The 26196-nt window shown below is 59.3% G+C and carries 27 protein-coding genes; 18 read left to right on the top strand and 9 right to left on the bottom strand.

Features of this window, described 5'->3' with window-relative positions; genetic code table 11:
* Window positions 1–19: 19 nt before the first annotated feature.
* Both ACP15P_RS21045 and ACP15P_RS21040 read right to left on the bottom strand, forming a co-directional pair.
* Complete coding sequence (locus tag ACP15P_RS21045; RefSeq protein ID WP_424930442.1) at window positions 20–2149, bottom strand: protein-disulfide reductase DsbD family protein; 2130 nt, start codon at window positions 2147–2149, stop codon at window positions 20–22.
* A gap of 283 nt (window positions 2150–2432) precedes the next feature.
* Window positions 2433–2690: a DUF2933 domain-containing protein gene (locus ACP15P_RS21040; protein ID WP_424930441.1), complete on the bottom strand. Its 258-nt coding sequence runs from the start codon at window positions 2688–2690 to the stop codon at window positions 2433–2435.
* Between the two features lie 200 nt (window positions 2691–2890).
* On the opposite strand from ACP15P_RS21040, the gene ACP15P_RS21035 reads away from it, so the two are divergent.
* The 7 genes from ACP15P_RS21035 (at window position 2891) to ACP15P_RS21005 (ending at window position 8471) form a co-directional block, all read left to right on the top strand.
* Window positions 2891–3451, top strand: a complete 561-nt coding sequence (locus ACP15P_RS21035; RefSeq protein ID WP_078523123.1) for a L,D-transpeptidase — start codon at window positions 2891–2893, stop codon at window positions 3449–3451.
* 28 nt (window positions 3452–3479) lie between these two features.
* Window positions 3480–3938 carry a c-type cytochrome gene (locus ACP15P_RS21030; protein WP_424930440.1) on the top strand — a complete coding sequence of 153 codons (459 nt, stop codon included), beginning with the start codon at window positions 3480–3482 and terminating at the stop codon, window positions 3936–3938.
* A gap of 369 nt (window positions 3939–4307) precedes the next feature.
* Window positions 4308–4901, top strand: coding sequence for a c-type cytochrome (locus tag ACP15P_RS21025; RefSeq protein WP_007803403.1), 594 nt, complete (start codon window positions 4308–4310; stop codon window positions 4899–4901).
* 2 nt (window positions 4902–4903) lie between these two features.
* A complete protein-coding gene (locus ACP15P_RS21020) occupies window positions 4904–5821 on the top strand; it encodes a c-type cytochrome (RefSeq protein WP_424930439.1) in 918 nt (305 codons plus the stop codon).
* A 43-nt stretch (window positions 5822–5864) separates the two neighbouring features.
* Window positions 5865–7259, top strand: a complete 1395-nt coding sequence (locus ACP15P_RS21015; protein ID WP_424930438.1) for a multicopper oxidase family protein — start codon at window positions 5865–5867, stop codon at window positions 7257–7259.
* A complete protein-coding gene (locus ACP15P_RS21010) occupies window positions 7256–7738 on the top strand; it encodes a c-type cytochrome (protein ID WP_007803408.1) in 483 nt (160 codons plus the stop codon). The genes ACP15P_RS21015 and ACP15P_RS21010 overlap by 4 nt, the downstream gene beginning before the upstream one ends.
* Window position 7739: 1 nt before the next feature.
* Window positions 7740–8471, top strand: a complete 732-nt coding sequence (locus tag ACP15P_RS21005) for a DsbA family protein (protein WP_009807488.1) — start codon at window positions 7740–7742, stop codon at window positions 8469–8471.
* A 42-nt stretch (window positions 8472–8513) separates the two neighbouring features.
* Here ACP15P_RS21005 and ACP15P_RS21000 read toward each other — a convergent pair whose 3' ends face one another.
* The gene (locus ACP15P_RS21000) at window positions 8514–8714 is read right to left on the bottom strand and encodes a heavy-metal-associated domain-containing protein (protein ID WP_007803412.1); all 201 of its coding nucleotides are present in this window, start codon (window positions 8712–8714) and stop codon (window positions 8514–8516) included.
* 152 nt (window positions 8715–8866) lie between these two features.
* On the opposite strand from ACP15P_RS21000, the gene ACP15P_RS20995 reads away from it, so the two are divergent.
* Both ACP15P_RS20995 and cueR read left to right on the top strand, forming a co-directional pair.
* Entirely contained in the window at window positions 8867–11377 is a 2511-nt protein-coding gene (locus ACP15P_RS20995; protein WP_424930437.1) for a heavy metal translocating P-type ATPase, read from the top strand.
* 12 nt (window positions 11378–11389) lie between these two features.
* A complete protein-coding gene (cueR, locus tag ACP15P_RS20990) occupies window positions 11390–11788 on the top strand; it encodes a Cu(I)-responsive transcriptional regulator (protein ID WP_424930436.1) in 399 nt (132 codons plus the stop codon).
* A gap of 21 nt (window positions 11789–11809) precedes the next feature.
* On the opposite strand, the gene ACP15P_RS20985 is transcribed toward cueR, so the two are convergent.
* Together ACP15P_RS20985 and ACP15P_RS20980 are read right to left on the bottom strand one after the other, a co-directional pair.
* Window positions 11810–12574 (bottom strand): MauE/DoxX family redox-associated membrane protein, encoded by a 765-nt coding sequence (locus ACP15P_RS20985; RefSeq protein WP_424930435.1) that lies wholly within the window; start codon window positions 12572–12574, stop codon window positions 11810–11812.
* 12 nt (window positions 12575–12586) lie between these two features.
* On the bottom strand, window positions 12587–13423 hold the full coding sequence (locus ACP15P_RS20980; RefSeq protein WP_012187184.1) for a DUF305 domain-containing protein: 837 nt from the start codon (window positions 13421–13423) through the stop codon (window positions 12587–12589).
* A gap of 179 nt (window positions 13424–13602) precedes the next feature.
* On the opposite strand from ACP15P_RS20980, the gene ACP15P_RS20975 reads away from it, so the two are divergent.
* The 4 genes from ACP15P_RS20975 to ACP15P_RS20960 all read left to right on the top strand — a co-directional run bounded on the left by ACP15P_RS20975 (window position 13603) and on the right by ACP15P_RS20960 (window position 16906).
* Complete coding sequence (locus ACP15P_RS20975) at window positions 13603–14184, top strand: L,D-transpeptidase (RefSeq protein ID WP_424930434.1); 582 nt, start codon at window positions 13603–13605, stop codon at window positions 14182–14184.
* 125 nt (window positions 14185–14309) lie between these two features.
* On the top strand, window positions 14310–15572 hold the full coding sequence (locus ACP15P_RS20970; RefSeq protein WP_424930433.1) for a multicopper oxidase family protein: 1263 nt from the start codon (window positions 14310–14312) through the stop codon (window positions 15570–15572).
* A gap of 113 nt (window positions 15573–15685) precedes the next feature.
* A complete protein-coding gene (locus tag ACP15P_RS20965; protein WP_481736476.1) occupies window positions 15686–16174 on the top strand; it encodes a disulfide bond formation protein B in 489 nt (162 codons plus the stop codon).
* 66 nt (window positions 16175–16240) lie between these two features.
* Entirely contained in the window at window positions 16241–16906 is a 666-nt protein-coding gene (locus ACP15P_RS20960) for a L,D-transpeptidase (protein ID WP_424930432.1), read from the top strand.
* A gap of 87 nt (window positions 16907–16993) precedes the next feature.
* On the opposite strand, the gene ACP15P_RS20955 is transcribed toward ACP15P_RS20960, so the two are convergent.
* Window positions 16994–17605 carry a hypothetical protein gene (locus ACP15P_RS20955; protein WP_424930476.1) on the bottom strand — a complete coding sequence of 204 codons (612 nt, stop codon included), beginning with the start codon at window positions 17603–17605 and terminating at the stop codon, window positions 16994–16996.
* A gap of 344 nt (window positions 17606–17949) precedes the next feature.
* On the opposite strand from ACP15P_RS20955, the gene ACP15P_RS20950 reads away from it, so the two are divergent.
* The 5 genes from ACP15P_RS20950 to ACP15P_RS20930 all read left to right on the top strand — a co-directional run bounded on the left by ACP15P_RS20950 (window position 17950) and on the right by ACP15P_RS20930 (window position 23802).
* Window positions 17950–18543, top strand: a complete 594-nt coding sequence (locus ACP15P_RS20950; protein ID WP_424930431.1) for an EF-hand domain-containing protein — start codon at window positions 17950–17952, stop codon at window positions 18541–18543.
* A 138-nt stretch (window positions 18544–18681) separates the two neighbouring features.
* The gene (locus ACP15P_RS20945) at window positions 18682–19068 is read left to right on the top strand and encodes a DUF302 domain-containing protein (protein WP_424930430.1); all 387 of its coding nucleotides are present in this window, start codon (window positions 18682–18684) and stop codon (window positions 19066–19068) included.
* A 105-nt stretch (window positions 19069–19173) separates the two neighbouring features.
* A complete protein-coding gene (gene lgt, locus ACP15P_RS20940; protein WP_424930429.1) occupies window positions 19174–20094 on the top strand; it encodes a prolipoprotein diacylglyceryl transferase in 921 nt (306 codons plus the stop codon).
* A gap of 135 nt (window positions 20095–20229) precedes the next feature.
* Complete coding sequence (locus tag ACP15P_RS20935) at window positions 20230–22518, top strand: copper-transporting P-type ATPase (protein ID WP_424930475.1); 2289 nt, start codon at window positions 20230–20232, stop codon at window positions 22516–22518.
* A 48-nt stretch (window positions 22519–22566) separates the two neighbouring features.
* Window positions 22567–23802, top strand: coding sequence for an APC family permease (locus tag ACP15P_RS20930; RefSeq protein WP_424930428.1), 1236 nt, complete (start codon window positions 22567–22569; stop codon window positions 23800–23802).
* Here ACP15P_RS20930 and tnpC read toward each other — a convergent pair.
* Genes tnpC through tnpA form a run of 3 tightly spaced genes read right to left on the bottom strand, consistent with a single transcriptional unit; the run spans window position 23787 to window position 26087 of the window.
* Window positions 23787–25301, bottom strand: coding sequence for an IS66 family transposase (gene tnpC, locus ACP15P_RS20925; RefSeq protein WP_424928841.1), 1515 nt, complete (start codon window positions 25299–25301; stop codon window positions 23787–23789). The two genes, ACP15P_RS20930 and tnpC, sit on opposite strands and share 16 nt — an antisense overlap.
* A 52-nt stretch (window positions 25302–25353) precedes the next feature.
* A complete protein-coding gene (gene tnpB, locus ACP15P_RS20920; RefSeq protein WP_424928840.1) occupies window positions 25354–25707 on the bottom strand; it encodes an IS66 family insertion sequence element accessory protein TnpB in 354 nt (117 codons plus the stop codon).
* Entirely contained in the window at window positions 25704–26087 is a 384-nt protein-coding gene (gene tnpA / locus ACP15P_RS20915) for an IS66-like element accessory protein TnpA (RefSeq protein WP_424928839.1), read from the bottom strand. Before tnpA ends, tnpB begins: the two co-directional genes overlap by 4 nt.
* Between the last annotated feature and the right edge of the window lie 109 nt (window positions 26088–26196).

Below are 26196 nucleotides of genomic sequence, written 5' to 3'. Positions count from 1 at the left end.
GGTGTCCCGGTCGAGCAGGTCACTCCTGTCCGGCAACCTTTGCGGAAACATCCCGACCACTGGCTTGCGCCAAGGCGTTCATCACGTCCTCGGTTTTTAGCAATTCGGACAGCACAATGCCGTTCGGTGCCGATGGTCCGTAGACGGCATTGAAGGGGATGCCGTATCTGCCGAAACTCTCAAGGTAGCGGGAAATGCGCGTGTCCGGGCGTGTCCAATCTGCCTGCATCGCCGTGACTCCAGGCGCTTCAAGCGCGCTCCGGACTGGCTCCCGATCGATGATAAGTGTCTTGTTCGCTTTGCAAGTCAGACACCAGTCAGCGGTCACATCGACAAAAACGACCTCTCCTGCGGACACGCGTTTCGCTATTTCCGAACGATCAAATGCGATCCAAGCCATTGCCAACTGCGGCGTCGAACGCGCAGGTGCTGATTGCTGCAAGAGAGGACCTGCGGCAATGGCCAGGACAAGGCTGGCTATGGCAATAGACCACCTGAATTGGGACTGCACATTCGGGAGAGATAGTATCAGAACGGCGAGACCGGACAACGCCGCGACCGCGATGACAGACGCAAGCCCGGCGACACCGTCGAGCACCCAGAACAGCCACACGGCGGTTGCAAGCAACAAAACCCCCATGACGCTTTTGATGATCAGCATCCATCGACCAGGCTTGGGCATGAATGCGACCAGACGCGGGAACGCGGCGATGACGAGATAGGGCAGGGCGAGGCCGAGCCCGAGGCTCGTAAAGACGATGAGGATGTCCACGCCACGCCCGGCCAAAGCAAAGGCCACCGCGGTGCCGAGGAACGGTGCCGAACAAGGCGTCGCCATGACGGCACCGAACATGCCAGTGAAAAAGTCGGCGGAATACCCGTTGCGTCCTCCGGCCCCTGCAAGCCGCGTCTGCATGCCGTGTGGAAGGGCGAACTCGAACGCTCCGAACAGATTTGCCGAAAAGACGAGCAGGACAGCGATCATCGCCGCAAGAAACAGCGGGCTTTGAAACTGCAAACCCCACCCGACGCTGAGGCCTGCCGTCTGGAGCGCCCAGAGGACGAGCGCCAGACCCCACATGAACGTCATGATGCCGGCGCTGGCAGCGACGAAACCGAACCGGACACGGGTTGTGTCGTGATCGGTGTGTTTGAGCACAGACGACACCTTGATGGACAGCACCGGCAGCACGCAGGGCATCACATTCAGGATCAATCCGCCCAGCAGCGCGATCGCGGCAATCCAGATCAGTTCCATCATGTCCGGTGTCGTGGCGGCCAGTTCAAAGGGTGGTGCTATTCCTTGCGCCACGCGATCCGCGATGATCGTGAAGGCCCGGTTCTCGCCGTCGGTGACGGTAATCGACGGAGCCACTGTCACATCCGTATTCGACGAGAGGATCGGCAAGCGCGCCCAAAGCAAACGATCCTCTTCTCCCAAACGGATATCGGGTTTGCCAAGCGCAACACCCATACCCAGTTCGGGAAACACATCCGGCGACTGGAGTGGTTCATCGACGCGAAGGCTGACGATCAACTCCGTGAGGTCTTCGTCGATGAAGGCATTTGCCTCGCTGACGCCGCTCGTCTTGGCCCCTTCGGGGACGCGCTCGGAAAACGTACCGATCAGCCCAGCCGAAGTGCTGTCGATGACGTTGCCCCGTCCGAGGCGAAGTGACAGGTCAAACTCTTCCGGGACACAGACATTGGAGCACACCAGCAGTTTGACCTGCGCGGAAAGAGTCACAGGTGCGCCGGGATCTTTGAGCGTTATGCGCAGCGGAAAGACGACTTCACCCGCATAACCAAAATTTTCGATGCCGAAGGCGGTGAAGCGCGTCGGGGCGGGCCACATGAATTCGACATCTGCGACGTTTTCGGAACCGCTCCATTCGACCGAAGGCGGTATTCCCACCTCGCCCGCCGACCGCCAATAGGTCTTCCAGTTTTCGTTCAGTTGAAGGTGAAGCCCGGCTGACAGAGTCTGTGTGTTCTCGGGAACGCCGTCCTGTACACTAATGAGATGCGCGGTGAGTGGCGCGCTCTGGTATTCAGCAGAGGTTGCTGCCGCGACACTTCCAGAGACAACGGCCAGGAGCACGAGGGGAATAAGCAAAACCCGTCGCAGGATCAAAAGGCAATCGATCAAGATACCTGCTTCCTTCCCATATTTTCCGCAGATTTCGCCAGGACGGCGGAAATTGCGTCAAAGTCCACCTGTGGCAAAACCCTGACGACCGTCCGCACAGACAATTCGCGCAACGCCAGTCGCAGAAGATGAAAGGGTTCGACACCCATCCGGCAGAAGGTCTGACGCTTGCTTCGTGGACACGATAGCGCCGCGATCCGAGCAGTCTTCAAGACTTCCTGCACATCCCCCAAGCATGAAACCCGACAACAGCAACGCGCCTACGCGTACCTTCCCGCGCACATCACGGCCTGTCGCGGACCACGACTGGAATCGCGGAGGTTATGGGCTCGGTCGTTTCCTCGATAGTATTCTTTGCCTTGTCGGAATGGCACGATTTTCCCATGAACTTGTGCATCACGAGATGCGCCCCAACGCACAGCAGGAGCGGGGCGAAAGCCGCTGCATTGCCCCACATGCCCGCCAATGTGCCGCCGGCAAGAAAAAACCCCGCAACGGGCAGCAGCATGACGACGCAACACGCCATCATACCATAATGCATGAGCCTGTCCGTGATCGACTTTTTTCTGTGGTTTTGGTGGTCCATGACACCCTCTTTGTCTCGTTCTTCGCGCTATTTGCGACCCTCCAGCAGGGTAAGGTCAAGGATACAAATGGATACACTTCTCGCGGCTTTGTCAGGTTGCCTGATGCCGGGTCTCCCGTAAAAGACATGTACAAACCGTAGGCTAGGAGTGTGTCATGACGACATCGCGAAACAACAAGATCAATCGACGAAGCCTGTTGGGGTATGCGGCTGTCGCTTTGGTTGCACCAAGCGTGGTTCGAGCCGAAACCATTCGCCGCAACATTTCTTCTTTCCGAGTTCATGACTGGCAAGATCACTTCGACGCACTCGGAAAGGGGATCATCATCTCCGATACCGTGACGAAGGCGCTCCAGCATTGGACATCAGATGGCGAAATGCGGATCTACCCAACGTCCGTTCCGCTGACCGACGAACTCACCAAACGCGGTTACACCGAAGTGGTGGAAAAACGCAAAAACCCCAGCTGGGCGCCAACGCCCTCCATGCGGGAACGCAATCCGGAATGGCCGGCTCGTGTCGAGGGGGGTGATCCGGACAACCCATTGGGTACTCGTGCACTGTACCTGTCGTGGCAGTACTACCGTATTCACGGGACACAGGATACGCGCAAGATCGGCCGCCGGTCGTCAAACGGCTGCATCGGCCTGTTCAACGCACAGATCGAGGAAGTCTACGAGCGGGCACCTGTCGGCACTCAAGTCAAACTCATCTGACCCAACGGGCAAGGCGGAAGATACAGGCATGGACAAATTGACTGCGCTGATTGGTGCCGTTTTTGTTATCGGCGGGGGTTTTGCCGTTTGGCAGTTCGTTGGAGCGGAAGATACAGCGGTTGGCCACTCCATGACGCCACCTGACACAAGCGAGATTGCCGAAGGCGATCCGATCGTCCAGGTCCAGCTGCCTGACGCACTCTCGCAGCAGGCGGCGCTTGGGAAGAACATATTCGAGGCAAAATGTTCCGAGTGTCACGGCGAAAATGCCGCCGGTCGCAACGGTGTTGCGCCGCCTCTCGTGCACAAGATCTACGAACCGAGCCACCATTCGGACATGGCTTTTGTTCTGGCAGCTCAAAACGGCGTCCGTGCACATCACTGGAATTTCGGTAATATGCCTAAGATCGAGGGATTGACCCAAGGAGACGTCAAGATGGTGGCCGCCTATGTCCGCGAATTGCAGCGGGCCAACGGGATCAACTGATGCGTTGGTCGAAGACGAACCGATGGATTCTGTCGGCCGTTTTCGGCCTTTTCCTTGTAGTTCTCGGGGTGCCAGAGGCGCCGGTATATCATGGTGAAACGTCGTTGGGGCAGGAATACCATGGTCACGAAGACGCAGGGCCATCGACCGAGGCCTCTGGCCACTGCCATCCAGGCCTCGATTGTTCTGTCCCGGCAGCGTTATTGCTTCAGCCGAACATGGCGTACGAGCCTTCTTTTCTGAAAGCCGTCATGCAAGACGGCGCGATCCAACGAACCGAATTGCGCCCGATCAGCGATCCTCCACCGCCCCGACGGTGGGTCTGATTTCACATCGCTCGAAAAGCAGACCCAAAGAAGGATCGAAGACATGAAAAAGACGACTATCGTAGCGGCAGTGTTGATTGCAGGTACTGCGGTCACGGCATTCGCGCATAGCGGTGCCACCGGCATCGTGAAAGAGCGCATGGATGCCATGCTTGCAATGGGGAAGGCGGTCAAGACCGTGGCCCCGATGATGCGGGGCGAAACGGCCTATGACGCAGAAACAGTGCGCGATGCAGCGCGCCTGTTCCAGCAGCACGCCGGTGAGAGCATGACAAAGCTGTTCCCAGAGGGCACAGGGGGCATGCCCTCGGAAGCCAAGGACGAGGTGTGGACCGACTGGGAGCGCTTCGCGGCATTGGCAAGTCAGCTGGAAGAATACTCTGAGGGCCTGGAACGCGCAGCCGACAATGGATTGGGCGGCATGAGCGGCAATACCTCCATGGATGGCGCCTCGATGATGGGCGGCGGGTCAATGATGGGAGGCGATACAACCATGATGGGCGGGAGCACGATGATGGGCCGAGGCGACATGATGGATGCGGCCGCCATTGCCGAAATGCCCGCCGACGCAGCATTCGCGATGACGACCCAGGTCTGTTCCGCATGCCATGAACGCTTCCGGGCGGAAGAAGACTGACCATGCGCCGGTTCTTGACACTCGTCAGCGGGGCCGCCGTGCTGGGCGCGGCCAGCCTCGGCGTCGTGATTGCATGGCCTGTCGGCAGTGCAGTGACTCCGATTGCAATAGAGGGCAATGTCGACCGGGGCGCATATCTGGCGCGCGCCAGTGGGTGCATTGCCTGTCATACCAATTTTGAAGCGGGCGGCGCACCACTTGCCGGAGGGGCGCCGCTCGAAACCCCGTTCGGAACGTTCTACCCGCCCAACCTGACGACAGACCCGGAACATGGCATGGGCGAATGGACGGCAGAACAGTTCGCAAAAGCCGTGCGGCAAGGCATCGGCCCCGATGGAACGCCCTACTATCCGTCTTTCCCGTACACCTTCTATGCGGGTTTTTCTGATCAGGATATCGCTGACCTCTGGGCGGCGTTTCAAACCGTGTCGCCCGTGGACGAGCCTGCACCAGAAAATGATGTCAGCTTCCCATTCGACCAACGATGGGGGCTGAAGCTCTGGCGAGCGGCGTTCTTCTACGATCCGGATACCGAACCGGTTGAAGGGCGAAGCGACGCATGGAATCGAGGACGGGAATTGGTGCGCGGTGCGGCACATTGCGGAGCCTGCCATACGCCGCGCAATCTTGCGGGAGGCCGCGATATCGGTGCTTCCTTTGCAGGCAACGCCCAGCTTCCCGGTGGCAGCAAGGCCCCCGCGATACGGCCAAAAGAGCTGGTCAAAAATGACTGGACGGTTTCAAACCTCGCTTATGCGCTCCAGACCGGCATCACCCCTTCGGGCGATGCGTTCGGCGGCAGCATGGCGGAAGTCGTTCGCGACGGAACTCGGTTTCTGACACCTGCCGATCGCGAAGCGATGGCGCTTTTCCTGCTGAACAAGGACACGGTCGAGGCGGAGAACTCCGCTTCGAACTAACATCACGCGGGGGCGACACGCCCCCGCTTTCTCGAGGATCGAAATGAAACAAACACGTAGGGATTTCTTGCGCAATGCAACTCTGGCGGCCTGTGCGGCCGCCATCCCGCGGTCGGCTTATGCCGCAACCCCGTTCGAGGACGTGGTTACCAAGGTTGCGCGTCGACAACTTCTTCCGGACACCTACCCGGAAACAGAGATCTGGGGCTATGACGGTCTTGTTCCGGCCCCGGAAATCCGGGTTGCACAAGGCGATCGGGTGCGTCGCAGGTTCCGCAACGAGGTACCCGATCCCAGTTCGGTTCACTGGCACGGAATCCGGATCGATAACGCGATGGATGGCGTTTCAGGACTGACCCAGAAAGCCGTGGCACCAGGTGAAACCTTTGACTACGACTTCGTCGTACCGGACGCGGGCACCTATTGGTATCACGCGCATAATCGCTCATACGAGCAAGTCGCGCGTGGTTTGCGCGGTGCCTTGATCGTCGAAGAGGTCGATGGACCGGACATAGACCGCGAGGAAGTCATCGTTCTGGAGGACTGGTTGCTCGACCCTGAGAGCGGGCAGCTGTTCGACAATTTCGAACAGCCTATGATGATGAGCCACGGTGGACGCATCGGCAACTTTATCACGACCAATGGGCGCTATGACCTGACCTTGCCCGCGAAGCGCAACGAACGCATTCGCTTGCGGATCATCAACGCAGCAAGCGCTCGAATTTTCCCGCTGAGGCTCTCTGGATTCAGTGGCTGGACGGTGGCCGTGGATGGAATGCCAACCGGCCAACCCCAGTCGGTTGACGGCGAGTTGATCCTCGGCCCGGCACAGCGCGTCGACTTAATTGTGGATGTGACCGAAGACGAAGGCGGCACCGCCCAATTGCTTCGCATCGGCGATGATGATCAACTGACCCCGTTGGTGAGTTTTCTGGTCAACGGCACAGCCAGTTCAGTACCAAGAGGCAAGCCACTGCCGTTGCCGCCGAACCCCGCGGCACACGCCCCGGACCTTGCCGATGCGCGTGATTTGCGACTGGTCATGTCCGGCGGGGCAATGGGGCGAATGCAGTCCGCATTGCTTGGCGGGGAACGTCTTGGATTCCGTCAGCTTGCCCAAGCGGGCAAATTCTGGGCCCTGAATGATGTCGCCGAAATGACCTACACGCCACTGGCCGATCTATCCCTGAACGAGCCGGTGCGCCTGAAGATCGAGAACCAGACCGTTTTCCCACATGCGATGCACCTGCACGGGATGCATTTCCGCGAGCTGCGCCCCGACGGCGCGTTCGGGCCGATGCGGGACACGATCCTGTTGGCCGGCAACGAGTCCCGGGAGATCGCCTTTACGGCAGACAATCCCGGCAAGTGGCTGTTCCATTGCCACATGCTCAGCCACGCCGCATCTGGCATGACAACCTGGATACGGGTCACATGAGATATCTCGTTTGGTCCCTTCCGATCACTGTCGCAGCAGCCGCCTTCACGTATTGGCTCTCGACCAGTGCATCCTCGGATGTCGGCAGCGCGTCCAGGGCGGAGAGCTACGACATCGAAGAAGGCGCGTTGCTCTACGCAGAAAACTGTGCGTCTTGTCATGGCGCGGGTCTGGAAGGCCAGCCGGAATGGCGAACGCCCGGCGCGGATGGGCGCCTGCCAGCACCACCACATGATGAGACGGGTCACACCTGGCATCATCCTGACAGCCTGCTCTTCGATTACACAAAACTGGGGGGTGCGGCGCTTCTGGCGCGTCAGGGCGTCGAATTCGACAGTGGCATGCCCGGTTTCGCAGACGTGCTGACCGACCAGCAAATTCACAACATCCTGGCCTTCATCCGGTCCACCTGGCCAGACCGCATCCGCGAAGTCCAGGCCGCGCGGACAGAAGCCGACGAACAACGGGGAGAGAACTAAAATGCGTTTCAGACAAGCCTTCACGACGGTCGCGATAGCTGCCTTGCTTCCGATACCGGCACTCGCGGACGAACTGTCAGAGTCCCGGGTCAAGGAACTTGTGCTCGAGGCAATCCGCGAGAACCCGGAGATTGTCATGGAGGCCGTGGCGATCCTCGAACAAAGGCAGGCGCAAGCGCAGGAGCTCAGTCAGGCCCAAGTTCTGAATGACCAGCGCGATCTGATCGAGAACGATCCGAATGCGCCGGTTCTCGGCAACCTGGAAGGGGACGTCACTGTTGTGGAATTTTTCGACTACAACTGTCCCTATTGTCGGCGGGTCAAACCCGAGGTGCGGGCTTTGATCGAAGACGATCCCAACATTCGCCTCGTCTATCGTGAATGGCCCATTCTCGGAGACGGATCGGTGTTTGCCGCGAAAGCGGCCTTGGCAGCGCGCAAGCAGGACAAATACGAAGAGTTTCACTGGGCAATGATGGGGCTGGAAGGCCGCGCGGAAGAGGCCTCCGTGCTGCGCGTGGCCGAGGAGATCGGCCTGGATATCGCGCAGTTGCGCAAGGACATGGAGGCCCCCGAGGTCGAAGAGCACATTGCGACCTCCATGCAACTGACCCAAGCTCTGGGCTTTAACGGCACGCCGTCTTTCGTGATCGGGGATGCGCTGGTCCCGGGCTTCGTCGAAAAGGCGCAGCTTGCCGACTTGGTCGAGGAAGCCCGCAAAGTCGAAGACTGAAATTCTGTGCCTGGACCACCCTTGGGTGGTCCAGGCACTGCATCAAGCGGCCGCAGGTTCCACGTTGTAGCCCGCATCCCGAATGATCGCTTGGACCTGATCGGCTGGTAACACGCTGTCGACATGCACCTGTCGGGCAGAAAGGTCACATTCTACGCCTGCATTCGGATCTGCGCTCTTCACCGCGCTTTCGATTGCTGCGGTGCAATGCCCACAGCTCATGTCCGGAACGCTGAACTTCATCGGAACCACTCCTTGATCTGATTTCTATCGGTGACATGGGGCTTCCCCCCGCTGGAAGGTCAAGTGAAGAAATTTATTTGGCGCCCTCCCATTGACCCTCCAGTAACTGGAAGCCTCATATTCCACTTCGAATGGAAAAACAGGTGACACATATGCCCGAACCCAAACAGATCAGCCTGCCGATCGAAGGCATGTCATGCGCGTCCTGCGTTGGCAGGGTCGATCGCGCATTGAATGCAATCGACGGCGTAGAGGATGTGTCGGTGAACCTTGCCTCGGAAACTGCTCGCATGAGCGTGGACGCGCTCAAGCGCATTCCCGACATCATCGAATCCCTTCGCGAGCTGGGCTACCCCGCGCGGAAGGCCAGGGCCGAACTCACGATTGCAGCGATGTCCTGTGCCTCTTGCGTCGGGCGGGTCGATAAGGCGCTTGCCGCGGTGCCCGGGGTGGTCGAGGTGAACGTCAACCTCGCCTCAGAGACGGCGACGGTCGTTTACGTCGAAGGTCTTGTCACGACATCCGATCTGATCGAATCAAGCGGCGCGGCAGGGTATCCAGCAACCGTGGCAACGGCCCAGGCCGGTGACGACAGAGTTGCGCGCAAGGAGGAAGAGGCTCAGGCGCTTGCCAAACGGGTCACCTTTGCGGCCATCCTCGCCTTGCCGGTCTTCCTGATCGAAATGGGTGGCCACGTCATTCCGGCCGTTCATATGCTGATCGAGACCACGATTGGCCAGCAGACGAGTTGGCTTCTTCAATTCGTTCTCACGACAATCGTTCTCTTCGGCCCGGGCCGGACGTTTTACACCAAGGGTTTCCCGGCCCTATTCCGGGGCGCGCCCGACATGAACAGCCTCGTCGCGGTCGGCACCGGGGCGGCTTACTTCTATTCCGTAGTAGCGACATTCGTACCATCGGCCTTGCCTGACACGCTGCGCTCTGTCTACTTCGAGGCGGCAGCGGTCATCGTCGTCCTAATCTTGCTGGGGCGTTTTCTTGAAGCGCGCGCTAAGGGGAGAACGGGCGCGGCCATCCAGAAGCTGCTGGGGCTTCAGGCGCGGACCGCACGAGTGATGCGGGACGGTGAAAGCGTCGAGATCGAGATCGATGCGCTGGTTCAGGGTGACATCGTCGTCGTGCGCCCCGGCGAACGCATCGCGGTCGATGGCGAGGTCATCGAAGGGACCAGCCGCGTCGACGAAAGCATGTTGACTGGCGAGCCAATCCCCGCTGAAAAGGGTGCCGGAGATCCTGTGACCGGCGGAACGGTCAACGGCGCAGGAAGTCTGCAATTCCGCGCCACCCGGGTCGGCGCCGACACGACCCTGGCGCAGATTATTCGCATGGTCGAAGAAGCCCAGGGCGCCAAGCTGCCGATCCAGGGATTGGTCGACCGGATCACCTTGTGGTTCGTGCCTGCCGTCATGACGATCGCGGTGGCGACCGTGCTGGTCTGGCTGGTTTTCGGGCCTGATCCGGCCCTGACAATGGCGCTGATCGCCGGTGTGTCGGTGCTCATCATCGCGTGCCCCTGCGCGATGGGACTTGCGACGCCGACTTCGATCATGGTCGGGACGGGACGTGCTGCGGAAATGGGCGTCCTGTTCCGCAAGGGCGACGCCTTGCAGCAACTTGATTCCGTTGATGTGGTCGCTCTCGACAAAACAGGCACGGTGACCGAGGGGCGACCCGCACTGACTGACCTTGTGCTGGTGGAAGGGTTCGATCGTCCAACAACGCTCTCGAAGATCGCCGCCGTGGAGTCGCTCTCCGAGCATCCTGTCGCGGACGCAATCGTGCGCGCCGCCCGGGCCGAGGGCGCACCGCTTGTGGAGGCCGAAGTATTCCAGTCGGTCACCGGTTACGGCGTGCGCGCCGTGGTCGAAGACGTGGAGGTGTTGGTTGGGGCCGACCGCTACATGGCGCGCGAAGGCATTGACGTCTCGGCATTGGCTCCAGAGGAAACGAAGATCGCAAGCAAGGGTCGCACGGCGCTTTACGCTGCCATAGACGGACGTGTCGCCGCCGTGATCGGCGTTTCCGACCCGGTCAAACCGGCAAGCCGCGCAGCCATCGCAGCGCTGCACGAAAAGGGTCTTGCGGTTGCGATGATCACCGGGGACAAACACGAAACCGCCGAAGCCATCGCCCGCGAAACCGGCATTGATCACGTCGTCGCGGGCGTTCTGCCAGACGGCAAGGTCGCGGCGCTCGATACGTTGCGTGAGGGCGGCAAGCGCATCGCCTTTGTCGGCGACGGGATCAATGACGCCCCGGCGCTGGCGCATGCCGATGTGGGTATCGCCATTGGCACCGGCACCGATGTGGCCATCGAGTCCGCGGATGTCGTCCTGATGTCCGGCGATTTGCGCGGCGTGGTGAATGCCTTCGAAGTGTCCCGCCGGACCATGCGCAACATCCGCCAGAACCTGTTCTGGGCCTTTGCCTACAATGTCGCGCTGATTCCGGTCGCCGCCGGGGTGCTTTATCCCGCCTTTGGGCTGCTCCTGTCACCAATTCTCGCGGCAGGCGCAATGGCGTTGTCCTCGGTGTTTGTCCTGACCAATGCCCTGCGGCTGCGGCGCATCGCGCCTGCGATGGACGAGCAGCGCGCAATCCCGGCAGAGATGGCAGCCGCCACTCCTGCTCCAGCAGAATAACGGAGGTCCGACATGAACATCGGAGACGTTGCCCGACAATCGGGTGTGCCCGCCAAGACGATCCGCTACTACGAGGCCATCGGTCTGATCTGCCCGAACCGTAGCGAGAACGGCTATCGCGCGTTCACCGAGAACCACGTTCACAAGCTGGCGTTTCTGGGTCGCGCACGGGCCTTGGGGTTCACCATCGAAGATTGCAGGACGCTCCTGTCGCTTTACGAGGATGAAAACCGCGAAAGCATGCAAGTGAAGGCGGTTGCGGAAGACCATCTGCGCCAGATCGAGGAAAAGATCGCGAAACTGCAATCCATGCGCGCGACGCTCGCCGAACTGGTGGAAAAATGTGCCGGGGATCACCGGCCCGACTGCCCCATCATCGAGGATCTGTCGCCGGAGCGGTTGGCCAAGTGACAGGCAAGAAGGGGCTGTACCTCAGAACCAGATCGCGCGGACCGGCATCCAGATACCCATGAAGATCATCATCAGGTTTTCCGTCAGCGAAATGAACCCCAGTGGGACAGAACTGTCACCGCCGACGCAGGCGCATTTCAGCTCTCTCTTGTCGATATAAACAGCCTTGAACACGCTGACAGCACCGACCGTGCCGATAAACAAGGCAACCGGAGCCGAGAGCCACAGCAGCGCGCCGGCAGTCATCAGGACACCTGCCAACGCTTCGCCGAACGGGTAGACCTTGCCGTATCGCACCCATTTGCGCGCCAGCAGATCGTAGTTGAGGAACATCGTCGAAAACCCTTCGACATCCTGCAATTTCTGGATCGCGAGAATGGTCATGGACAGCGAAATGAACCATTCGAACCCCCGCAAGGTAAGGACCGACCCGTACTGGTGCCAAGACAGGCCCAATGCCAACAGCGCGGCAACGGAAAAGATCGCGATGACCGGCTGGTAGGTCGTGTCGCTTTGCTCTTCCTCGGGTGGGTCAATGTCGAAAAACACCCTGAGATCATCGTAACCGCCGATCCGTTCGTCCCCGATGAAAGTCTGCGGCGTCGTCTCGACCCCGTGCTTCTCCATGAAAGCATCGGTGTCTTCACGGGTGTTAAGCGGATGGTCTTCCACCTCGAAGCCTTGCCGCTCCAGCAGGTCTTTCGATTTCAGACCGTAGGGGCAGACATGGCCCGGCATGACCATGCGATAAAGCTGCGCGGATTTACTGTCTGTGTCGCGGGGCATGTCCTTTCCTCCTTATCCGCTGCACGTAAGTTGACCACGGAACCCGGCTTCGTAGTCGGTTCCCGCGCTGACGATCAGATCGGTCAGGTCACCGTTCGTCTCTGCGATCTCGGCCGACAGCGGGCCTTCAGAAAATGCATTTTCGCCCTGCGCATTCAGGCGCACCAGATCACCGCTGATCTTCATTGCGGCGGCAGACCCTTCGCCGGTTTCACCAGTCACCAGTACAGCCGGACTGTCCGAGGTGTAAGCAAAGCGGCAATTTCCGCCATTCGGGAACACCGCAGCGATTTCGTCTTCCGTCAGAAACTCAGGATCGACCTTCGACACGACCTCCGTTTGAAGCGCCTGTTGCGCATCCACAACCTGCGCCGGCGTTTCGCTTCGCGTGGCCGATGCTTCGCCGTTTGCTCCAATGTCAGCAATAAGGTAGCGCATTTCGGCGATTTCCTTGTCCTGCGCATAGATTATGTCGTCTGCGAGCCCCCGGACGCGCGGGTCGGTGATCTCGGCACGAGTCGACGTCATGATGGCGATCGAGTGGTGCGGGATCATGGCGCGCATGTAGGACCTGTCCTGCACCGTGAATTGCCCTCGAACCAGCCAGAGGCTCGCCGCGAAAAGGACTATTGCGCCAACGAAAATCGCGATGTTGGCTTTGGTGTTCTGATACATGGACAACATGTACGCCAACATGATCACGGCCATGGTCGCCCCCATCAGGATGGCCATGTAAAGGCGTGTCTCCGAAAAGAAGATATGGCCCCAAAGATAGGTGTTCAGGTACATCAGAACGAACATGACCACGGTCGATGTTCCGATCATCATAAAAAATCGTGAGTAGTGCATTTCCAGTCACCTCCTTGCAGTTCTCTGTAAAACAACAACATTCCAGCGCTGGAGAGTTCCAAAAGCGCGAATTTTCGTAGTTTCAAGGCAACAAAGGCGCGTCGTCTGCCCCGGTTCACGGCTTCTTTTCTTTGCCCCTGACGCGCACTGAATTTTCATGGGTCCGAGGAGATCGCGCCATGCAGAATTTCACGAGACGAGAATTGATTTGTGCCGGAGCGATGGGTTGCTTTCTGCCCACAACTGCCTGGGCCCACAAAGTCAAATTGCCCGAACGGTTCGAACCGCAATTGGTAAACACCCGTCGTGGTGACTGGGTTAAAGGCGATGTCCACGTCATTCCCGATGATTTTTTCCTTTATTTCATGCTCGAGGACGGGATGGCGATCCGCCACGGGGTCGGGGTAGGGCGCAAAGGTTTGTACGAACCCGGAGAGTTCACGGTAGCGCGCAAGGCCAAATGGCCATGGTGGCGGCCAACGAACGCCATGATCCGGCGCGAGCCACGCAAATACGCAAAGTACAAGGATGGACTGAAAGGCGGGCCAAACAACCCGCTCGGGGCCCGCGCGCTCTATCTCTACGATGCCGAGGGACGCGATACCTATCTTCGCATTCATGGAACGAACGCCCCGGAGACAATTGGGTCTGCCGTGTCGAATGGATGCGCGCGGTTGACGAATGAACATGTGAAGGATCTGTACGAACGCGTTGAAATCGGCGCCCGCGTCTTCCTGTATCCCAAAGTGACAACGGCGTGAGGAGTGTTCTGTCGCATTGAAGTTCCTCTTCCGGAAATGGCACAGGTGCGGCAGTTGGCGAAAGCCAGTCTATCATTCATGAGGTGACGGAATTGTCTTTGAGCCGGAGGTCTTTCCTTGGCGGGATGACCGTTGCGCTGGCTGGTACCCGCTTGCCAGCAGCGACACACGAGTTGATCCTCGCGCCCCAATCGATCAAGGCGCACCTTGCTGGGTACGACGTGTCGATGTTGGGCTTCAACGGTGGTCTGCCGGGCCCAGAAGTCAGAATGCGACAAGGACAAACCGCCCGCATTACCCTCGATAACCGATTGGAGGAGGGCGCTCTCGTTCACTGGCATGGGTTGCGGGTTCCAAATCGGATGGATGGTGTCAACGTCCTCACTCAGGATGTGGTCATTCCGGGCGACTCGTATCGTTATCAATTCGGCGTCCCGGATGCCGGCACGTATTGGTATCACTCGCATTACCTGTCTTACGATCAGGTCAGCCGCGGTCTTTTCGGCGCCTTCATCGTCGAGGAGCAAAATGCGCCGGCTGTCGACCATGACATCGTTGTTCAGTTCTTCGATGTCTTGTTGGATCAGTCCGGACAGTACGACGAAGGGTTCAACCCGGCTCATTTCGCGACCGAGGGCCGTATCGGCAATACGGTCACGGCGCTTGTTTCCAATGGAACCAGCAAGAATGTGAGACAAGGCGACCGCCTGCGCTTGCGCCTGATAAATCCCTCTATCGACAGGGTTTACCGTGTCGGGCTGGACGGTCTGGCAGGAAAGATCGTTGCACTGGATGGTATGCCCCTGGCGCAGCCACAGACACTCGAACCCATCCTCCTAGCTCCGGGGCAAAGATGCGATGTGATTGGTGATGCGACCGGGCCTATTAGATTTGACGACAGCTTTGGAGAGCGGACGTTGAGCCTTGGCGAAATCGCTGTTTCCGGTTCTCGTGAGCCTGCGAAAGTGCCCATCACCGCGTTGCCCGCCAACCGAATGCCCGCCCCGCAAGAGCCCGGCCAAACCGCGGAGCTGGTGCTCCAGGGAGGTGCGGGAAGCGCGTCCCACAGCGGCACCGGAACATGGGCGCTCAATGACGTGTCCGGCCTGCCTCGAAGGCCTTTCCTATCCGCCGCGCAGGGAACGACCGCGCGCATTTCGATCCGCAACGAAACCGGGTTTCCACATGTCATGCATCTGCATGGCCACCATTTCTGGGAACTCGATGCGGCGGGTGAAGCCGGTCCATACCGGGACTCGACCTATCTGGATATCGGCGAGACGCGGGACGTTCTCGTCGTCCTGGACAATCCGGGATCCTGGATGCTGCATTGCCACATGTTGAGCCACCAAGCCGACGGTATGGCAACGTGGATCAGGGTCGGCTGAGGGTCGCGACGGATACATACCGTTACAAATCTCTGAATGATAACAGGCCTTCTGCCGTTTACGTAGCCTGACAAGCGAGAAACAGGTCCATCGATTGCTAACGGGAGCGTTCATTGACCCTGACACCAAAATCTCTCGGCATGATTGCGGCGGCAGGATCAGCCGCCTTGCTGATAGGGGCCTTCGTTTTCCAGGCTCTTCGCTACGCGCCGTGCGCAATGTGCATCTGGCAACGCTACCCACACGCAATCGCCATTGGAATGGGCGCTATGTTGCTCTTTGCTCTGCCGATCCTGCCAATCCTGATAATCGGGACCCTATCGGCACTCAGCACATCCGCGTTGGGAGTGTTTCACACCGGTGTCGAGCGCGGCTGGTGGGAGGGACCGACTTCTTGCACGGGATCCGGCCTCGATGTCTCCCAAATGTCGGTATCGGAATTGTTGTCCTCTGCAAGTTCAAGTGCTTCGACTCTTGTTCTGTGCGATGAGGTTGTCTGGGAATTTCTGACGTTGTCCATGGCGAGTTGGAACGCGATCCTAAGCGGTGTCCTTGCTTGCCTCTGGTTGGTCACGATCGCAAGACATCAAAAGGTTCGGTGACATGGGATCGCGGACGTTTCTTGAAACGTCTCGGATTCATCGAAAACAAACAAAGGGCTTCGCTTCATGGTTACAAGACGGCACTTCCTTGCACTTTCCGGCTCGCTGTTGTCAGCATCTCTGAGTTCACCAGCATTCGCTAAGACCTGGCCGACAAAAGCCGAAAAAACAGCTTGGGATGCGCAGGTCACGCCCGCCAACTATGACCCGGCAACAACCAACCCATGGGGGCTGCATCCCAGGCTGCTGCCGCAACGCGTTTTGGCGAATGAAGGTTTGCGCCCGGGTGACATTCACGTCGATGCGATCGCGCGCTATCTGTACCATATTGAGGAAGGTGGCACCGCGATGCGCTACGGGGTCGCGATTGCCAAGGGCGATCTCTATGAACCCGGCACCTATACGATCCGCCGAAAGGTCGAATGGCCGCACTGGACGCCAACACAGTCGATGATCGAACGCGATCCGGAGGCTTACGAGCGGTTTGCCGACGGTATGGAGCCCGGCCCCAACAATGCCTTGGGCAGCAGGGCTTTGTATCTATTCGTCGGAGATCGGGATACGTACCTTCGAATTCACGGAACGCCGAGCCCTCGCAGCATTGGCGGCCGGGCCAGTTCGGGATGCGTGCGCATGGTGATGGCCCACATCAATGATCTCTATCCGAATGTCGCTATCGGATCGACGGCGTTCCTCTACTCGGCCGAAGACAGCGTTACCGCTCGAAGCTGACCTATTCGTTGGACAGAGCATCTTTGGCTCGCACGCCGAGGATAGCGTCGTCCAGGGACATCTTCCAAAGAATTTTTGGACGAACACTCACGGCTGTGTCGCAAGTGAACTTTCGAATTGTGCGATCGCTACGGATTTGTCGTCCTCATCGTTCTCGAACAGCTTTGTGGTTCGCACGCCCGGCAGCTTGCCAAAATCCGCCATCAGGCGCTTTGGGAAAAATGTGCGTCCGATGGACTCAAATCCTGGTAATTGCCTGAGTACCGCGGAGGTACTGGCACTACAAAAACCGGAAGCGGCTGGGCCGCTGGCAATTGCAAGCCGCAAGGCCTGCTCCGCGACTTCGGGGGACACATCGATCTCTTGTATGACGACGTGGTAGGTCTCCCGTGCATGAGCCCGCGCGTAAAATTCGGCCACTTGTGGAGTAATGCCATAAAGCACATCTCCCCGCTCCGGTACCGCGCTCAGCCGGACCGTTCCTGCCGGATCGAAGATAACGCGCTGCGACCCATTGATCATGACGCTGCTATGCGCACCCGCCCCGGATCTGTTGTTGATCATGGTGTACAGCGTTAGCGCGGCCGGTCCGTCATGACGGTAGGATGCACTGCTGATGACTTCGGCTGAAGCATGAGGGCGCATGTCGTTTCCTGCACCACACCCCGCCAAAATCACCAAGGTTAGAACTGAGAAAATGCGATTGGAGAAGCGCACCTAGCAGCCTCCTGCCATGAGTTGAATGACTGAATTTTCGGGATATTCAGGGCCTCCAGCACTCTCGACACCAACTCTTCCGGATTTCACCTCTACCGAAACATGGGTTCGGTTTCGGTTGGTATACGGATCCTCGATACCTTTTTTTTCTGGATATCGCATGTCTCAGATGAAGAGGAGCGGTCGCCCCGAATTGATTTGTCGCAATTTGTAACAGACCCCGCTTTTGTGACCTCGCGATACAAAACACCGGCTCGCGTGGCATTCCGCACCTGCAGGCGTCGCCCATATGGTAGGTATCGCAACACTGACACGAGGTGATCGAAATGAAACGCAACGCTTTACTCGCTGCACTGACCTTGGCTGCAACCGCCTATGGTGGCGCCGCCTTGGCGGATGCCCACCATCGGCACGGTGGGCAACCAGGTGCCCAAGGTGGGGCAGGCATGATGCAGGATAGTGGTCCGGACATGATGGGAAACATGGGCGGAATGATGGACATGATGCAGCGCATGCACGGAACCATGATGGGCCGCGGCATGGGCAGTGGCATGATGGGCGCAGGCATGGCTGGCGGCATGACGCAAATGTTCGACACTGATGGAAACGGCACAACCACGCCGGCAGAAATGCGCACGCAGCTTCAGGCCAAGCTTTCAGAGTTTGACAGCGATGGGGATGGAAACCTCTCGATTACCGAGTTTGAAGCTCTCCACAGTGCGATGATCCGCGAAATGATGGTGGACCGTTTTCAACACCTCGATGCCGATGGCGACGGTGCGGTGACCCCGGAAGAGATGGCCGCACCGGCCGATAGGATGGAGCGGATGCAGATGATGCGGTCGAATATGGCAGATGCGCCTGCGCGGCCCGGCAACGGTCAGGGCATGGGCAGCGGCTCCATGATGCAGGACAACTGAGCCAATGGGTGCCGGTTTTTCCGGCACCCGTCCTCACACCGCCAAAACCATTCGCGGTCGGGACATTGAACCGAACCGCGACCTGAACCGTTAAGCCTCGGTATGCCAACAAATAGAGACAAGGAAAGGAAAATTCCCATGGCCTATACCTATGATCGCGTCCTGAAAGACACCAAAATCGATGACGCAGAGATGCGTGTTCGGGATGCTTTGGCAGACAAGGGCTTCGGCGTTTTGACTGAGATTGACGTTAAAGCGACGATGAAAAAGAAACTTGATGCGGACATGCCGCCTTACCGCATCCTGGGGGCCTGCAATCCGGGCATGGCGCACAAAGCCATCGAGATCGAGCCTCGCATCGGCGCGATGCTTCCCTGCAATGTTATCCTGCGGCAAGTGGAGGGCGACACCGAGGTCAGCGCGGTCGATCCTGTCGCTTCGATGCAGGCGGTGCAGAACCAAGACCTGGACGCGGTCGCCGGCGAAGTCCGCGATCTTCTGCGGGACGCCCTCGACGCCGCGTGATTGCGGGATAGGCGTTGGATGCCATGTCGCAGATCGAGCGCCTTTAGCGGTGCTCGATCAATGCCATCTAATCCCCACGTAAATTCCTGATGAGGAACTCACCCAGTGCTGTCAGCGGGATTGCCATTTCCGGATATTGGAACCGACCTCTTCTCCTTCGACATCGGGGGGGTCACATTCGCACTCCGCTGGTACGCGCTAGCCTATATCTTCGGTATCCTGATTGGCTGGCGCATTTGTTTGAGTGCCATAAGCCGTCCAGCGCTCTGGACGTCAGCTGGACCGCCGCTTGACCGAACGCAGATAGAAGATCTTCTGACGTGGATTATCATCGGCGTGATTGTTGGTGGTCGCTTGGGCTTTGTACTGTTTTACCAGCCCGCATATTATCTCGCTAATCCCTTGGAAATTCTGATGGTCTGGCAAGGCGGCATGTCTTTCCACGGGGGGTTCGCGGGCGTTGTCTTCGCGGCCTTGCTGTTCTGCCTTAGACAGAACGCGTCATTGCTCAGCACTGGCGACTTGCTGGCTTTGGCAGCACCGCCGGGCTTGTTTCTTGGGCGGCTGGCGAACTTCACCAATAATGAGTTGTGGGGGCGGCCGACGGACGTTCCCTGGGCGGTGATCTTTCCCGGCGAAGTCGCGCAGGCCTGCCCAGGGATTAGCGGCCTCTGCGCCCGACACCCGTCCCAGCTGTACGAGGCGCTATTGGAGGGGCTCATTCTTGGAATGCTGCTCATTTATCTCGCTTGGGGCCGGGGCTGGCTGAAAATGCCCGGTGCCTTGGCTGGCGTGTTTCTGACCGGCTATGGTCTTGCCCGAAATTTCGTCGAGATGTTCCGGCAACCGGACCAGCAGTTTGTGACGGAAGATAACCCAATTGGCCATGCGCTCCACTTTGGTGAGTGGGGTTTGACCATGGGCCAGTTGCTCTCCATGCCAATGGTGCTGGTCGGGCTGGCGTTGATTGTGTTCGCCCTGCGGGAACGGGGCCGGACAGCGCCACCCCGCAGAGCCGCAATGTAATCGCCGTACTGATCTCTCTTGACCCTCCTGCGGATGGAAGCCCTAGGCAAGAGAAGCATTCTCGGAAAGGACCGCAAAATGAGTACCCCCGACAGTTCCGAAACCACAGCAGCTTCTTCGGTATTCGTTTGCCCCATGCACCCTGAGGTGCGGCAGGCTGAGCCCGGCAATTGTCCGAAATGCGGGATGCATCTCGTGCCGGAATCGGAGCTCGAGGTCCATTCAGCACATGATCATCAAGACCATCACGCGGGTGCCACGCCGGCCGATGGCCGATATGATCTGGTTCCTACAGGGCATGATGGTCCCATTTACACCTGCCCGATGCACCCTCAGGTGCGGCAGCTTGATCCGGGCGCGTGTCCGATCTGTGGTATGGGATTGGAACTGGAATCCGGTGTGCCGGCCGATGAAGGTCCAAATCCCGAACTGGTGGATTTCACACGGCGGTTCTGGGTCGGCACAGTTCTGACTATCCCGCTCCTTGTCCTCACGATGGGGCCATTCGTCGGTTTCCCCGCAGTCCGGACGTTTTTTGGCGAAAGCACTACACAATGGATCGAATTGATCCTGGCAACGCCAGTGGTCTTGTGGTGCGGCTGGCCGTTTCTGGAACGCGGATGGATTTCGTTCCGCACATTGAACCTCAACATGTTCTCCCTGATCGGCATGGGCGTTCTGGCCGCCTGGCTCTTCAGCGTCGTTGCCGTTCTCGCACCGGACATATTCCCTGATGGGTTCCGAGACTCCGAAGGCCATGTCGGCGTCTACTTCGAGGCGGCGGCGGTGATCGTGACGCTCGTGCTGCTCGGTCAGGTGATGGAATTGCGCGCACGTGAAGGAACCGGAAAGGCGATCCGTGCGCTACTCGATATGGCCGCCAAGACCGCGCGGGTCATGCGGGACGATGGCTCCGAAGAGGAGATCCCGCTGGAGGACGTACAGGTCGGCGACCGGCTGCGCGTACGGCCCGGTGACAAGGTGCCTGTCGATGGCGTCGTTCTGGACGGCCGGTCCTCGATCGACGAAAGCATGATCTCCGGTGAACCTGTGCCGGTCGAGAAGACCGAAGGCGACCCAGTAACTGGTGCGACGATCAACGGCACGGGCAGTCTTGTGGTGGAGGCGACGCGTGTCGGGTCCGACACGATGCTGGCTCAAATTGTCGAGATGGTGTCGAACGCGCAGCGCTCGCGCGCCCCGATCCAGAAATATGCCGACAAGGTGGCGGGATATTTCGTTCCGGCCGTCATCGGTATCGCGGTCCTGTCCTTCATCGCCTGGGCAATCTGGGGGCCCGCGCCTGCGCTGTCTTATGCACTGGTCTCCGCCGTCGCGGTTCTGATCATCGCCTGTCCCTGTGCGCTTGGCCTGGCGACACCGATGTCGATCATGACGGCGACAGGGCGGGGAGCCCAGGCCGGGGTGCTTATCAAGAACGCCGAGGCGCTGGAGCGGTTCGAGAAAGTCGATACCCTGATCGTCGACAAGACCGGCACGTTGACGATGGGCAAACCACAGCTTGTCGACGTACTCCCGCAACCCGGCCACGACGAAGCCGAGGTCTTGCGTCTCGCCGCATCGCTTGAGCGCGGATCGGAGCACCCCTTGGCTGAAGCGATCGTCAGGGGTGCGGAGGAGCGAAATGTCAAAATGGACGAGGCGCGGGACTTCGAGGCGGTCACTGGCAAGGGCGTCAAGGGGGTCGTTGACGGCAAAGCGGTCGCGCTCGGCAATTTGGCGATGATCCGCGAATTGGGGCTCGAGGCGGGCGAGTTGACCGCCAAGGCCAATGCCCGCCGCGACGAGGGTGAGACCGTGATGTTCGTAGTGCTGGACGGCGACATTGCCGGTCTTGTCGCTGTCGCCGATCCGGTGAAGGAAACCACCCATGCCGCCATCCAGGACCTGCATGAACTTGGGTTCCGGGTCATCATGGCGACCGGCGACAACGAGCGCACAGCCAAGGCGATCGGTGCCCGGCTCGGCATCGACGAGATCCGGGCCGACGTACTGCCCGAGGACAAGGCGCGCATCATCAAGGAATTGCAGGCCGAAGGTCACAAGGTGGCAATGGCCGGGGACGGCGTCAACGACGCGCCGGCTCTTGCACAGGCCGATGTCGGCATCGCCATGGGCACTGGTGCAGATGTGGCCATCGAAAGTGCCGGCATCACGCTGGTCAAGGGCAACCTCGACGCTATTGTGCGTGCGCGGCGGTTGGCTCGGGCCACGATGCGCAACATCCGCCAGAATCTGTTCTTCGCGCTGATCTACAATGCCTCCGGTGTGCCGGTCGCGGCAGGAATTCTGTTTCCCTTCTTTGGCATCCTCATCAGTCCGATGTTTGCCGCCTTCGCCATGAGCGCGTCGTCAATCTCGGTGGTGCTCAATTCGCTGCGTCTTCGCGGCGTTCGTATCTAGAAGCGCGCAACAGCGTTCGGACGAACCAAGATTGAGAAGGGACCATTTATGCAGAGCGAACAAGACACGTACCGCGAAGGGTCCATCAGTCTGGGCGGAGCCATCGCGATGGGAACAGGCGTGATGATCGGCGCCGGGATCTTTGCGTTGACGGGGCAAATCGCGCAGCTCGCCGGCCCGCTGTTTCCGCTTGCATTCATCGCCGGCGCGGTCGTCACAAGCTTCAGCGCCTACAGCTACATCAGGATGTCGAACAAATGGCCGTCCTCGGGCGGCATCGCCATGATCCTGCAGAAGTGCTATGGTCCTGGAGCCATCGCAGGCGGGGCCGCACTGCTGATGGCGCTCAGCATGGTGATCGCGGAAAGCCTCGTCGCCCGGACCTTCGCCACCTATGTCTTGCGCCTTTTCGACATCGAAGGTGGCCCACTGGTCCCCGCTCTGGCCGTGGCCGTGATCGTTTTCGCCTTTCTGGTGAACATCGCCGGAAACCGCTCGGTCGGGCTATTTTCGCTGATCATGGCAGCGATCAAGATCGGAGGCATAGCTCTGTTCGGCATCGCGGCCCTGTGGTCCAGTGGTTTTGCGTTCGCCGCGGCCTCCGAGACGCCTCAATCCTACAGTATAACCGGTTTAATAGCATCCACGGCGCTGGCTATCCTTGCCTTCAAAGGGTTCACGACGATCACCAACAGCGGGGCCGAGATCACCGAACCCAACCGCAACGTTGGCCGAGCAATCATGTTCTCGATCGGGATCTGCGTCGTCGTTTACCTGTTGGTAGCCTTCGGGGTTGGTTCGAGTCTGACGATCGAGGAGATCATCTCGGCGCGTGACTATTCACTGGCACAAGCGGCGCAGCCCGCCCTTGGACAAACCGGCTTCATACTGACGGTGATCCTGGCCGCTGTCGCAACCGCGTCCGGCGTTCTGGCCAGCGTCTTCGCGGTGTCGCGCATGCTGGCGATGTTGACGGACATGGAAATGATCCCGCACAGCCACTTCGGAATGTCCGGCCCTATCCAGCGCCACACGCTGGTCTATACCGTTGTCATCGCTTCAGCGCTGGCCGTGCTTTTCGACCTGGGCCGGATCGCATCCCTCGGTGCCTTCTTCTACCTTGTAATGGATATGATCATACACTGGGGCGTGTTCCGCTATCGTCGAACAGATGTGGGCGCCTCCGGTATCGTGCTTTTGAGTGCCCTGTCGCTCGATGCGATTGTACTGGCAGCTTTCACCGTGATGAAGCGTAAGCGAAGTCCTGATCACACCTTCGGTTGATGGTTCCACGGCAGCAGTGCTTTGATGTTGGCCTGTCGGTGGCCGTTCACAATTGCGGTGAGGGTTTCGGTCAGCCAGGCGTGGGGATCGACGGCGTTGAGTTTGCAGGTCTCGATAAGGGACGCCATGATTGCCCAGTTTTGTGCTCCGGCATCATGACCCGCGAAGAGTGCGTTTTTCCTGTTTAGAGCGATGGGGCGGATTGTTCGCTCCACGGGGTTCGAGTCCATCTCGATGCGCCCGTCGGTCAGAAACAGGCAGAGGCCGTCCCAGTATTTGGCGATGTATTTCAGGGCTTCTCCAAGGGGCGATTTGGCTGACACCCGCGCACGGTTTGCCGTGAGCCATGTCCCGAATGCCTCAAGGGCGGGTTTGGAGCGCTCCTGTCTTGCAGCCAACCGCCTGGCGGGGCTTTCGCCGCGGACCTCTTTCTCGATCCTGTAGAGGGCGGTAATCTGTCGCAAACCCTCATCGGCGATCGGTGTGGTTCCAGTCCGGGCAACCTCGTGGAGCTTCCGCCTCGCATGCGCCCAGCAGTAGGCCAGCTGAATACCCTGTGACGGCCGCCTGATCAGCCGGTTGTAGCCGGCATACCCGTCAACCTGCAGAATGCCGCGGAAGTCCTGCAGTATCTGATCCGCATACTGGCCGGATCGTCCGGGCGCGTAAGTGAACGTGACACCGGGCGGATCATCTCCACCCCACGCCCGGTCGTCGCGGGCCAGCGCCCAGAAGTATCCGGTTTTCGTCTTTCCCCGGCCAGGATCAAGAACAGGGGCTCTGGTCTCATCCATGAACAGCTTCGGCGATTTTTTCAGGTCGGAGATCAGGGCATCAAAAACGGGTCGCAGCTCGAATGCCGCGCGACCAACCCAGTCAGCCAGTGTGGAGCGGTCAAGTTCAATCCCCTGACGTCCGTAGATCTGCGCCTGCCGGTACAGGGGCAGATGATCCGCGTATTTGCTGACGATCACATGGGCAATGGTGGCTTCGGTTGGCATGCCGCCCGGGATCAGGTGTGCCGGTGCGGCGGCCTGGACGATACCGTCCTCACAGGAACGGCAGGCATATTTCGGGCGTCGGGTCACAATCAGCCGGAACCGTGCCGGCACAATGTCCAGACGTTCACTCACGTCTTCGCCAATAACATGGCGTTCGGTACCGCAACGACAGATCGTGCTGTCCGGCTCGACCACCTCCTCAATGCGCGGCAGGTGTTTGGGCAGCGCCCCCCGGTTGGTTGCGCGCGGCTTTGAGGTCCGGGTTTGCGCACCCGCTGGATCAGCCTCACGTTCGGCTTCCACCTCAGCAATACCGGTCTCAAGATCTTCGAGGGCCAGTTCAAACTGGTCAGGATCGGATTTTTCGGATCTTCGTCCGAACAGGGCCTGTCTGAGGGATGCAACCAGAGTTTCCAGACGGTCATTCCGTTCACTCTGCGCCACGATCATGGCCTTGAGCGCATCCACGTCATCCGGAAGATCAGCCGTCGAAATCATGATCCCGGACTACCAAAACCAGTGCCCGGGGACCAGGGTAAAGGATGGTTTTTTACTCTGCCGCAGTCGGTGGACGGGCCGACAGGGCCTTCACTTTCCGCCAGTCCAGACCGCAGAACAGGGCCTCAAACTGCGCGTGGCTAAGTGACATCAGACCGTTTCGAACCGCAGGCCACGTGAAAGTCGTCTCCTCCAGCCGCTTGTACGTCATAACCAGTCCCGTCCCATCCCAGTAGAGCAGCTTCAGACGGTCCGCACGTTTCGAGCGGAACACAAAAACGGTTCCGGTGAACGGCTCCTTATGCAGTTCATTTTTTACCAGAGCCGCCAGTCCATTGTGGCCCTTGCGGAAATCCACCGGCTTCGTCGCCACAACAATCCGAACCCGTTGTGATGGGAAGATCATCCGGACCCGGACAGGGCACGAACAATCCCCGCTATCCGCTCGGGAGATGTATCAGCCCCCAGACGAACCGTGACATCGCCACAGAGGATCTCAACCGCATCACTGGACGCGGCGGGAGCCGGCGCGGTCACAGGCTCAACCACCAACGACGCAAACTCAAACTCCGCTCCGGCCAGATCCGGAACCGCCAGCCTGCCTTCCTTCGCCAGCCGACGCCACGCCGACAAATGATTTGGCAGCAGTTCGTGCCGCCGCGCCACTTCATTGACGGTAACACCCGGCACCAGTGTTTCGGCGACCACACGGCCCTTATAGGCATCAGACCAGCGCCGTTTCCCGGAAGGACCGACCATGACATCCATACGGCCAGTATCCTCCATATGGAGCGATATATCTCCTACCAACCCAGCCTCCAATTCCAATCTATACTCGGAAACGGACTCGCAGATCAGGAAGCCTTCAGGAAGGTGGGATCAAAACACCGCTTAC

The organism is Amaricoccus tamworthensis (genome assembly GCF_049800875.1).
In the GTDB taxonomy this organism is placed as follows: domain Bacteria; phylum Pseudomonadota; class Alphaproteobacteria; order Rhodobacterales; family Rhodobacteraceae; genus Amaricoccus; species Amaricoccus tamworthensis.
This window is presented reverse-complemented; position numbering and strand designations above follow the sequence as displayed.